Annotated in this window: 7 protein-coding genes; 5 read left to right on the plus strand and 2 right to left on the minus strand. The window is 71.7% G+C overall.

Annotation, left to right across the window (positions count from 1 at the left end; genetic code table 11):
- Nucleotides 1-470 precede the first annotated feature (470 nt).
- A complete protein-coding gene (locus ACY45C_RS08090; protein WP_462187010.1) occupies nt 471-2,600 on the plus strand; it encodes an ATP-binding SpoIIE family protein phosphatase in 2,130 nt (709 codons plus the stop codon).
- A gap of 62 nt (nt 2,601-2,662) precedes the next feature.
- Here the strand turns inward: ACY45C_RS08090 and ACY45C_RS08095 are convergent, their stop codons facing one another.
- Both ACY45C_RS08095 and ACY45C_RS08100 read right to left on the minus strand, forming a co-directional pair.
- A complete protein-coding gene (locus tag ACY45C_RS08095; RefSeq protein ID WP_462187004.1) occupies nt 2,663-4,195 on the minus strand; it encodes an SDR family oxidoreductase in 1,533 nt (510 codons plus the stop codon).
- A 139-nt stretch (nt 4,196-4,334) separates the two neighbouring features.
- On the minus strand, nt 4,335-4,850 hold the full coding sequence (locus ACY45C_RS08100) for an HNH endonuclease (protein WP_462187005.1): 516 nt from the start codon (nt 4,848-4,850) through the stop codon (nt 4,335-4,337).
- A 418-nt stretch (nt 4,851-5,268) separates the two neighbouring features.
- Between ACY45C_RS08100 and ACY45C_RS08105 the strand changes: the two genes are divergently transcribed.
- The 4 genes from ACY45C_RS08105 to malQ all read left to right on the plus strand — a co-directional run.
- On the plus strand, nt 5,269-6,597 hold the full coding sequence (locus tag ACY45C_RS08105; RefSeq protein WP_462187006.1) for a mechanosensitive ion channel family protein: 1,329 nt from the start codon (nt 5,269-5,271) through the stop codon (nt 6,595-6,597).
- Nucleotides 6,598-6,747: 150 nt separating this feature from the next.
- On the plus strand, nt 6,748-7,476 hold the full coding sequence (locus ACY45C_RS08110) for a response regulator transcription factor (protein WP_462187007.1): 729 nt from the start codon (nt 6,748-6,750) through the stop codon (nt 7,474-7,476).
- Nucleotides 7,473-9,140, plus strand: a complete 1,668-nt coding sequence (locus ACY45C_RS08115) for a sensor histidine kinase (protein ID WP_462187008.1) — start codon at nt 7,473-7,475, stop codon at nt 9,138-9,140. Before ACY45C_RS08110 ends, ACY45C_RS08115 begins: the two co-directional genes overlap by 4 nt.
- Nucleotides 9,137-11,500: 4-alpha-glucanotransferase (malQ, locus tag ACY45C_RS08120; RefSeq protein ID WP_462187009.1), on the plus strand; the 2,364-nt coding region annotated here is incomplete at its 3' end. The genes ACY45C_RS08115 and malQ, both read left to right, overlap by 4 nt.

Below are 11,500 nucleotides of genomic sequence, written 5' to 3' on the forward strand. Positions count from 1 at the left end.
AAGGTATTTTATCTCCCTTAGTAGATGAGGGTGTCTTTGTGGGGCAGTCCTCAACAGAATAATGTGTCCTCATCTGGCTCCTTCTGGCGTTCCTGGCCTTTTTGGTGCAGGTGCCCCTGTTGTGCGCCTACCCAGGGACCGCTCCGCCGCGTCGGGACGGCGCGGCGGAGCGCGTGTTCCTCGGTCGGGTGATGCCTATCCAGCATCAAATCCGGCCGGTGGGGGCGAAAGGGAGGGCGATGGGGTACTGGTTGCGGCTCGGGCCGACGTTCCCCCGATGCGTGATATCCGATATCCGAACTAGACTGCCGCAGGTGGGCCAGGTGACTGGCTGTTACGGAGCAGTACCGAGAATCGGATTTGGTCGGGGATGTGATGGTGTGCCCGTGACGTCGGAACCGTCCACCGGGATTTCGCCCTATGCGCCCGGTATATCAGGGTTTGTCGGTGAATCACGGAAGTCCGATCAGGTGCGGCGGTCGGCGTCCGCAGGTCTGCGGGCCGCGCGGGAGGCTGTCCGCGCGCTGTGCCACGGTGCTCGGGGGGACCATGACGACGGATTGGGTGGCTCCGACCCGTCCTTCCTGGCCGATGCCGGTCTCGTCCTCGGCACCTCCCTCGACCCCGATCGGGTCGTCGACCTGATCGCCGGACTCGCCGTGCCCCGTCTCGGCACGGGCGCCTTGGTGTGGCTGCGCGAGGGCGACCAGGTCAGGCTCGGCGCCTCGGTCTTCCACGACCCGAAAGCCGGCAAGATCATGCGGGCCATTGTCGCCACGCGGCCGCCCCAACTCGCGGACGACTTCCCGCCGGGCGTCGTCATGCGTAACGGCCAGACGTACTGTCTGCCGGACTTCGATGAGCTGCGCCCGGTGCCGCTGTTCCCGTACGAGCTCGCCTATCAGCAGTTCCGCCGGATCCAGAGCGGTCCCACCGTCACCGTCCCGTTGCCGGCGCACGGCCGGATCCTCGGCGCGATCACTGTCGGGCGCGGCACCGGCTTCTATTCCGGAGCGGAGGTGAACCTGCTGGAGGACCTCGCCCGGCGGGGGGCCGTCGCGCTGGAGAACGCACAACGCTTCCGCGAGGCACAGGAGTCCGCGCTGACCCTGCAACGGTCGCTCCTGCCGGCGCATCCCCCCGCACTCGACGGGGTCGAGATCGCGATGGAGTACCGGCCGGGAACGGCAGGGACGGAGGTTGGAGGCGATCTCTACGATGTCATACCGCTCGCCGGGGGGCGAGTCGGGGTGGCCATCGGTGACGTGATGGGGCGCGGCCTGCATGCCGCGGCGGTGATGGGCCAGCTGCGGGCGGCGCTGCGCGCCTACGCTCTGGAGGATTGGAGCCCCGTCGAGGTGCTGACCCGGCTTGACCGGGTCGTCGGCCTGCTGCCCGGTCTCCAGCTTGCGACCTGTATGTACGCCGTCTACGACCGGGACACCGGCCGGGCGACGATCGCGAACGCCGGCCATCCCGCGCCGTTGGTGATCCTTCCCGACGAGGACCCCGACTATCTGGTGCTCGACCCCGGGCTCCCGCTGGGAGTCGGCGAGGGGGCGGTGTTCAGCGAGACGACCGTCGCGCTTCCACCCGGATCGGCGTTGGTGATGTTCACCGACGGCCTGGTGGAGTCGCGACGCCGCCCGCTCGTGGACGGCCTGGACAATCTTCGACGCGGTCTTACCGCACAGCGTGCCCGGGCGGCCGCGGCAGGCCTCGAGGCGGTCGAAGTCGCGGCGGGTGCCGACGTGGCGGCTGGAAGCGAGGGCGAGGGCGTTGGCCTGAGCGCGGAACGGACCGGGAAGGCGGAACGGACCGGGAAGGCGTGGACGGATCGGCGGGCCCCCGGCCCGTCGCTCGGCCCACCCCCCGGGGTGCCGGAACGCCGCTCCTGGGTGGACCGGCGGCGCCGGGCGCGCAGGGTGAACTTCGCGGCACGTAGCTGGTTCGGTCCGGACACCGTCAACGGCCCCGGCGAGGGCCCCGTCGAGGAGACCGCCCGCACGCTGCTCGAACGGTGCCTGATCGCCGCCGGTCTCCCGGCCCGGACCGACGACGATACTGCCATGGTGGTGCTCACCACGCAGGCCGTGAACCCGCCATTGCTCGAACTCGCGTTGCCCGCGGTGGCCGCGTCGGCCGGCGAGGCCCGGACAGCGATGCGCTCGGTCCTCGCCGAATGCGGGATCACCTCCGTCGAGGACGCGACGCTGCTGGTCAGCGAGGTGGTGACGAACGCGGTGCTGCACGCCCGCAGTGATCTGGTGCTGCGGGCATCGATGGAACCCGGTCGGCTGCGGATCAGTGTCGAGGACCGGGAAGGCGCGCATCTGCCCCGGCCCGGCGCGGCCGCGGAGAACAAACCCGAGCCCGAGTCGGGGTGGGGCCTGCTGCTGGTCGAGGCGCTGGCGCTGGCCTGGGGCGTGGAGATGACCCCCGGGGGCAAGCGTGTCTGGTTCGATATCGAGATACCCGACCGGGAGCCGGGTGCCGCCGGCCCGACGAGACCGATCGTCAGGCCCGATCCGTCTCCCTCGGCGGGCCTGTCCCGGAAGCCTCCCCTCGACCCGCCGGTCCAGGGCCGCTCCTGGGGATAGCATCCGCTGCCGGGCCACCTGACGAGCCGGGCCACCTGACGAGCCGGGCCGAGGCCGCGTGATCAGGCGGTGGCGACGGCGCCGGTGGCCCATTCGTCCTCGGCCTTGCGCACGATGTTGCGCAGCATTCCACCGAAGACGGCCGCGTGGAACGGGCTGACCGACCACCAGTAGAGCTGCCCGGGAAGTCCGCGGGGCAGGAAACTCGCGCGCTGCCAGTAGGTCGTGGTGCCCTCGGCGTCGACCATCGAGCGTAGTTCCAGCCAGGCCTCGCCGGGCAGCTTCATCTCGGCACGCAGCCGGAGCAGGTGGCCCGGTTCGATCTCCTCGACCCGCCAGAAGTCCAGAGCCTCCCCGGCGTGCACCCGCTGCGGATCACGCCGACCCCGGCGCAGACCGACGCCACCGATGGCGGTGTCCAGCCGGCCGCGAGCGGACCAGGCCAGGGGCCACGAGTACCAGCCGTTGTCGCCCCCGATGCCTTCGATGACGTGCCACAGACAGGCCGGCGGCGCCGCCACGGCCATGCTGCGCTCGTCGACGTAGAGGGATCCCCCGGCCCACTGCGGGTCGGTCGGCAGGGGCTCGTTCGGGGGGCGCGTGGCACCGGCGCCGTCCCCGTCGTCCGATGCGCCTCCCGATCCCGGCCACACCGCCGTCGACCAGCGGGTCTTCACCGAACGTGCCCGCACCCGGGCCAGCGCGAGGGCCACCGCGGCGTCGAAGGGCAGCAGTCCCTCGGCGGGATCGGGGATCCAGCGGGCGATCTGGTGGTCGTGGGCCACCACCTCGTTGCGCAAGGAACGGATGAGCGGCCTCGCGATGCCGCCCGGCACCGGGGTGACGAGCCCGACCCACAGCGAGGACAGCTCGGGGGACAGGATTGGAACCGGGACGATGATCCGGCGCCGCAGCCCCTCGACGGCGGCGAATCGCTGCATCATCTCCGCATAGGTCAGGATGTCCGGGCCGCCCACGTCGAAGGTGCCCTCGACGTCGTCGGGGACGTCCAGAGCGCCGATCAGATAGTGCAGCACGTCCCGGACGGCGATCGGCTGGATCCTGGTCCGCACCCAGCGCGGCGTCAGCATCACCGGCAGGCGCTCCGTCAGGTAGCGCAGCATCTCGAACGAGGCGCTGCCGCTGCCGATGACGACCGCCGCACGCAGCACGATCGTCGGCACCCCCGAGCCGAGCAGGATCCTCCCGACCTCCTGGCGGGAGCTCAGATGGGCGGACGTGCCACCCGTCGTCGCCGGGCTCAGCCCGCCGAGGTAGACGATCCTGCGGACACCGGCCGCCCGGGCCGCGACGGCGAAGGCGTTCGCCGCCCGCCGGTCGACCGCGGAGAAGTCACCACCACCGTCGATCGAGTGGATGAGGTAGTAGGCGACCTCGATCCCGTCGAGCGCGGACCGCAACGACTCCGGATCCCGGGCGTCGGCGCGGACGACCTCCGCCCGGGCGGCCCATGGGATGTCCCGCAGCCGGAGGGGATCCCGGGTCATGGCCCGGATATGGTGGCCACGGTCGAGCAGGCGGGGAGCCAGCCGGCCGCCGATGTACCCGGTCGCCCCGGTGACGAGGATGCGCATGCAGGTTAGCTGCCCTGGCAGGTCTCGCCGTACCCTGGCATCCGGCCGATCTGCCGTCGCTGTGCCTGGGAACGCCTCGAACAGGCGGGGACGCCCGGGCAGAGGACGCCCGGGCAGAGGACGCTCCGGGCGGGTGCCGTCAGGCCGAGGCGGCCTCGGTCACGTCGGTACTCAGGTAGGCCGACCAGCGTGGATCCATCCGACGGGAGCCCAGAATGCGCCAAGCGGCTCCGCTCGGCGCCCGTGGCGCCGTGCGGAGCCGCCAGCCGAGATCAGCGACGGCCAGGTCGGCTTTCAGATGGTTGCAGCGGCCACAGGCCGCCACGACGTTCTCCCACGCATGCGGGCCCCCACGGGAGCGTGGAATGACATGATCCAGTGATGTTGCCGGAGCATTGCAGTACACGCAGCGATGATGGTCGCGGGCCAGCACACCCTTGCGGGTCAGCGGGATCTGCGAGCGGTACGGCACCCGGACGAAACGCGCTAACCGGACCACGATCGGGACATCGACGGAGGCCGTCGCGGACCGAAGAACCTGCCCGGCCGATTCGACCATGACGGCCTTGTCGGTCAGGACCAACACCAGCGCGCGCCTTTGCGACACCACGCACAGAGGCTCGTACGTGGCATTGAGAACCAGCGCCTCTGCCACGCGCCGACCTCCTGCCCACCGAGGGCCCTTTGCGGGCCGTTCTGCCCAGCGTCTCCGGTGACAATGGACAGTCAACCTTCTTCTGCGGCAGAACGCGAGCCTGTTTGCATGGTCATCGCCTTTCGTGCCGTGGCGCTGCACATATCTCATGGCCTTTGTCACATACAGGCGACCATTTTGTGGCCGCATCAATACGGAAAGTGTTTTTTCGGGTGTGATGGGAGACCTGGCCGGGTTGGGTCGGAGAGTGGTTGGGTCGGAGCGTGGCTGTCCGCCGACCGGATCGGGGCCCCCACCGCCGGGCCACCGGCATGGGTGAGACTGATCTGCGGCCGCCGCCCGCGCCGCCGTGAGCGCGGGAGGGCCGGTGACCTCGGCCTACTCGAGGAACTTCGAATGATCGCAATCGACTGGAAGGATGATCGACGCCGTGACGCCCGCCCCGTCCCTGCTGGCTCAGCCTCTCATCCCGTCGCTGGGAATGCTGCTGTCCGCCTCGCCGTCACCCACCGAAGTGCCGGGCCCGACGTCCGGGCTGACGACGCCCACTCCACTGCCCTCGCCGAGCCCGTCGGTGACCTCTGACCCGCTGGTGTCCCTGGAGGGCGTTGCGACCGCGCTGCGGGACGCCTGCGGGACCGATCCGGGGCTGCTGTGCCGCACCGTCTACGACATTACCCACAGTAATTATCTTGCCTCCGGGGCTGAGGTGTTCCTCGGTACCCCGATCCGCATCGCGCTCATTCTGGTGATCGCGTTTGTGGTGCGGGCGCTGCTGCACCGGTTCATCCGGCGCACCACCGACATCGGACACGCCACCGAACGGACCGGTTCCGGCAGTTGGGGCGGGTTGTTCCGGGGTTCCCGCGCCGGCTCTCTGCTGGGCGCGTTCGGCGATCCGGCGGTGCTGATGGAAAGGCGCCGTCAGCGTGCGGCGACGGTCGGTTCGCTGCTGCGCAGCGTGACGTCCATCTTCATCTTCGGCCTGGGCTTCCTCAGCATCCTGGGCGAGCTGGGTATCAATCTCGCCCCCATCGTCGCCAGCGCCGGTGTGCTGGGAGTCGCGGTCGGTTTCGGTGCGCAGAACCTCGTCCGGGACTTCCTGTCGGGGATGTTCATGCTGCTGGAGGACCAGTACGGGGTGGGAGACGTGATCGATCTCGGTCCGGTCTCCGGTGCCGTGGAGGCGGTCAGTTTCCGGACGACCAGACTGCGTGACGTCGAGGGCACCGTCTGGTACGTCCGGAACGGCGAGATCACCAGGGTCGGTAACAAGAGCCAGCAATGGGCACGGACCGTGCTCGACGTTCCGCTCGACTACGACACCGAGGTCGCCACCGCTAAACGGGTGCTGGCCCGGACGGCGAACGAGCTCTGGGCGGACGCGAAGTGGAGCAGCCTCATCCTCGCCGAGCCCGAGGTCTGGGGGATGGAGACCATGACCTCGGACGGTTACACCCTGCGTGTCGCCATCAAGACCCAGCCGCTCAAGCAGTGGGAGGTCGCGCGCGAGCTGCGTGAGCGGGTCCGGACCTCGCTTGGCGCGGCCGGGATCGAGCTCGGTTCCGTGCAACGCAGTGAGGTGACCATGGTCAACGACGACGAGGAGACCGCCGGGAGCCGTGCGGAGGACGACGCGGATCCGGATGCCGGGGTCGGCGGGGGTGCCGCGGACGCTCAGGGGACGGATCTGCCGCGGGCACGGATCGACCCGCCCGCCCCCGACCCGTCGCGGTTGAGGGGATGATCTGGGCGTGCCGGTGGGTCTGGGCGGTCTGGGCGTGCTGGGCAGTCTGGGCTCACGGTGGCTGAAACTGTCCTGAGGATCGCGGTATGTCTTCCTGAGACCGGCCCCGCGCAGCACCATCACCGCGTCGGGTGAAGGCAGACTGGGGGCGTGCGGGTACTGGTGGTGGACGACGACGCGGCGGTCCGGGAGTCCCTGGAACGCTCGCTGCGGTTCGAGGGGTACGAGGTGGCCACGGCGGTGGACGGGGCGGACGCGCTCGGCGTCATCGGCCGCGAGCGGCCGGACATCGTCGTGCTGGACGTGATGATGCCCCGGGCGGACGGGCTGGAGACCTGCCGTCGGCTGCGGGCCCAGGGCGACGACGTCCCGGTGCTCATGCTGACCGCCCGGGACGGTTTGGCCGACCGGGTCAGCGGCTTGGACGTCGGTGCCGACGACTACCTGGTCAAACCGTTCGCCCTGGAGGAGCTGTTCGCCCGGTTGCGGGCACTGATCCGCCGGGCGGCGTTGGCCGCGCGGGTGCGGGCGGCCGGTTCGGACGGGTCCAAGGGGATCCCCGACTCGACGCTGTGCTATGGCGGGGTCTGTCTGGATCAGGCTAGCCGCCAGGTGACCCGCGGTGATCGGGAGCTGATTCTGACCAAGACCGAGTTCGAGCTGCTGGAGTTGTTTCTCGCCCATCCGCGTCAGGTGCTCTCCCGCTCCATGATCATGGAGCGGGTCTGGGGGTATGACTTCGGCCCGACATCGAACTCGCTGGAGGTCTTCGTGAGCTACCTGCGCCGCAAGCTCGAGGCGAACGGCGAGCCCAGGCTGTTGCACACCGTGCGCGGAGTTGGCTACGTGCTGCGTGAGCCGTCAGGGGACCGCGCGTGAGCAGTGCCCCCGACCAGGGGGCCGCGCCATCGCCGTGGTGGCCGCAGCCGTTGACGGGTCGCCCGGCAGCGGGGCAGGTGGCAGCGGGGCAGCCGGCAGTGGGGCAGGTGGCGGTGAACGGGCGCGCCGGCCGGTTGGACGGGTTCGCGCGGCGCGTCCACCCGGGACGTCACTCCAGGATCCGGTTTTCCTCCCCGCTCGGTCAGCTGACATTGCGGGCTCGGCTCGCCCTGCTTGTCGGGATGGCGGTGGCTGCCGCCGTGACGGTCGTCGCCGGGGTGTCGCTGGGGGCGACCAGCATCGTGCTGAACCAGGCCATCGACGACCAGCTCGTAGAGCAGGCTGAGGCGTCGGCGCACACCATCCAGACCAGTCCGCTGGGGCTGGAACTGCAGGCGTTCAGCTTCGGGCTGGAGGGCCAGTTCCTCGATGCCGCCGGCAATCCGCTGGAGAACGCCGTCTCGTCCTGGAACAGCATGCGGATCCCGGTCGACTCCGCCGACGCCGAGGTGGCCCGGCGGGAGCGGGCCCAGAACCTGCGCACGATCGCCGTCGACGGGCAGTCCTACCGGCTTGTCACGGTTCCGCTGCAACGTCCCGCGTCCGGCGGTGCATTGCAGCTCGCCCGGCCGACCACCGACGTCGACCGGACCCTGCGCGATCTCGCGCTGGTGCTGCTCGTCGTCGGGATCGTCGGGGTGGTCGGCTCGGTGCTCGCCGGACAGATCGTGGCACGTGCCGCGCTCAAACCCGTTGACGCCGCGGCCGCGGCCGCCGAGGAGGTCGCTCGCACCCAGGATCTGTCGGCGCTCATCCCGGTGACCGGATCCGACGAGATCACCCGGCTGGCGGAGAGCCTCAACAGCATGCTGCGCGCGCTGGAGGCGTCCCGGGCCCGCCAGCGCCAGCTCGTCGACGATGCCAGCCACGAGCTGCGCACCCCGTTGACGAGCCTGCGCACGAACATCGAACTGTTGCTGCGCGCCGAAGCGAACCCGCATCGCGCGCTGCCCGCGGCCGACCGTGAGGCGCTGCTGCGCGACGTGGGCGCGCAGATGCGCGAACTGTCCGGCCTCGTCAGTGAACTGGTCGAGCTCGCCCGGGACGAGGCGCCCACCGAGGAGGTGGAACGGCTCGATCTCGCGGAGATCGTGCGAGCCGCGGCCGAACGGGCCCGGCGCCGCGCCACCGGCAAGGGCGTCGGCATCGAGGTCGACGCGACGTCCTCGACGGTCGACGGGCGGGCGAACATGCTCGAACGGGCAGTCACCAACCTGCTCGACAACGCCGTGAAGTTCTCGCCGCCCGCCTCCGTCGTCCGGGTCGGCTCCCGGGACGGCGAGGTAACCGTCGCGGATGACGGACCGGGCATCGCGCCGGAGGACCGCGCGCAGGCGTTCGACCGCTTCTACCGGGCCACCTCCGCGCGGGGCCTGCCCGGATCCGGGCTCGGCCTCGCGATCGTCGCGGATGCCGTGCACACCCACGGGGGTACCGTCACCGCGGAGAGCTCTCCGAGTGGCGGGGCGTTGCTGCGGATGCGGCTGCCGGTCGTCGACGACCCCGGTCCGCTGGGCCCGGCCACCGCACCGGGCCCGGAGCCGAACCCGCCGGGCGGCGCCGCTCCGCCTCCGGACCGCGCGGGCGAGAATCTCAGGTCGTGACTTCCGACTGCCCCGCCGTGCCCACCGCATCCGCGCCCGCGTCCCCCGCGCCCGCCACTGGTCCCACCGCCCCGGCGGGACCGCAGCCCGCCGGGGCGCCAGTGGTGGACCCCGCCGTCGACCAGGTCCTCGCCGAACTCGCCGCGGTGTCCGGTGTGGCGACGTCCTACCTCGGGGCCGATGGTGTCCCGGTACAGGTTGCGCCGGACACCGTCCGGGCCGTCCTGCGGCTGGCGGGGGTCGATCCGACGGATCCCGCCGCGGCGCTCGCGGCGGCGCTGGAACGGCCCTGGCGACGCCGGGTGCCGGCCTGCGCCGTCGTCGTCGCCGCAGCACCGCGCCCGGTGGTCGTTCACACGCCCGTGGATGTCATTCCATACGCCGAGCTGGAGCTCGGCACCGGCGGCCGGGTCGTCCTCGATCCCCCTGGCGCCCCCCTGGCCGAGCGGGTGCTCGACGGCGTGCCCTGGGTCGCCCGGCCGATCGGGCTCCCGGCGGGCCTGCCCCTGGGGGACCACGTGCTGCACGTCGACGCCGGAACCGAGCGGCATCGCTGCCAGGTCGTCGCCGTGCCGGCCGCGGTGCCCGGCCCCGCCGCCCTCGCCCCGCCGGCCCGCGCCTGGGGCTGGGGCTGGATGATCCAGCTCTACGCGCTCACCTCGGCGTCGTCCTGGGGGATGGGGGACTACGGCGATCTCGCGACGCTCGCCGACTGGTCGGGCCGGGCAGGTGCCGGCGTGCTGCTGGTGAATCCGCTGCATGCGGGTGCGCCGACCCTGCCCGTCGCGGCGTCCCCCTACTCGCCCGCGAGCCGCCGTTTTGTCTCCCCGCTCTACCTGCGACCGGAGCGGACGCCCGAGTACGCTCGGGCCGATCCCGCCACCCGGTCGGCCGTTGACGAGCTCGCCCGCGGCGCCCGCCGCGACGGTCGGCGGGACGGTCTGCTCGATCGGGACGCGGTGTGGCGGGCGAAGCTGGCCGCGCTGGAACTGCTCTTCGAGGTCTTCCGGCGCGGCGGCGAGCAGGTGGCATCCGCCGAGCCGGCCGGGTCCGACCTGATCGATTTCGCGACCTGGAGCGCGCTCGCTGAGCGGTACGGCCCGGACTGGCGGACCTGGCCGGCGCGTCTCGCTCATCCGGGCGCGCCCGCCGTCGCCGAGGCGAGGGCGGAGCTGGCCGACCGCGTCGCCTTCCACATGTGGCTCCAGCATCGCTGCGACCAGCAGCTCGCCGCGGCGCAGGCCGCCGCCCGGGCCGCCGGGATGGCCGCCGGGATCGTGCACGACCTGGCCGTCGGCGTCGATCCGGGCGGTGCGGACGCCTGGGCACTGCAGGACGTTCTCGCCGTCGGCGCGAGCGTGGGGGCCCCACCGGACACCTTCAATCAGCAGGGCCAGGACTGGGGGCTGCCGCCGTGGCGGCCGGATGCCCTGGCCGAGGCCGGGTACGCGCCGTTGCGTCAGATGGTTGCCTCGGTGCTGCGCCGCGGCGGCGGGCTGCGGGTCGACCACATCCTCGGCCTGTTCCGGCTGTGGTGGATTCCGGCTGGGGCGGGCGCCGCTCACGGGACGTACGTGCGTTACGACGCCGAGGCGATGCTCGGCCTGCTCGCGTTGGAGGCCGCCCGCGCCGGCGCCGTCGTCGTCGGGGAGGATCTGGGTACCGTCGAGGCGTCGGTGGCGACGACGCTCGCCCGCCTGGACGTGCTGGGTTCGACGGTGCTGTGGTTCGAGCAGGACGCCGAGGGCCGGCCGTCGCCGCCGACGGCGTACCGGGCGGCGACGATGGCCAGCCTCACCACGCACGACCTGCCCACCGCCGCCGGCTACCTCGAGGGCGAGCACGTGCGCACCCGCGCCCGGTTGGGGCTGCTCGGGCGTTCGGAGGAGGCCGAGGCGGCCGGTTGGCGAGCCGGGCGGGACGCGTTGGTCGAGCTGGTGCGATCCGAGGGACTGGTGGATCCGGCGGGCGCAGCGGCGGGCCTCGGCGGACGGGGGAACCCCGGCGGGAGCGGCCGGCCGGAGTTTGACCCCGCCCTCCGGGAGGAGTTCGGCCCCGCCGTTCGACAGGAGATCGTTTTCGCGCTGCACCGGCTGCTGGTGCGGTCTCCGTGCCGCATCGTGCTCGGGTCGCCGGGTGACGCGCTGGGCGACCGGCATCAGCCGAATCTGCCGGGCACGACCGATGCCTATCCGAACTGGCGGCTCCCGGTGACCGACTCCGCCGGTCGGCCGGTTACGGTGGAACGCCTGCTGACCGATCCGGACGTGCGCCGGCTTGGCGAGCTCCTCGCCCAGGCCCGGGTTGCTCAGGTCCGGGTTGCTCAGGTCCGGGGCGCGTCGTCCACCGGTGCGGCCCCC

The organism is Frankia sp. CcWB2 (assembly GCF_977927585.1).

Bases quoted from the DNA above. Each gene is read 5' to 3' on its own strand.
- ACY45C_RS08095 (WP_462187004.1), bottom strand. From the start codon at position 4,195: ATGCGCATCCTCGTCACCGGGGCGACCGGGTACATCGGCGGCCGGCTG.
- ACY45C_RS08105 (WP_462187006.1), top strand. From the start codon at position 5,269: ATGATCGACGCCGTGACGCCCGCCCCGTCCCTGCTGGCTCAGCCTCTC.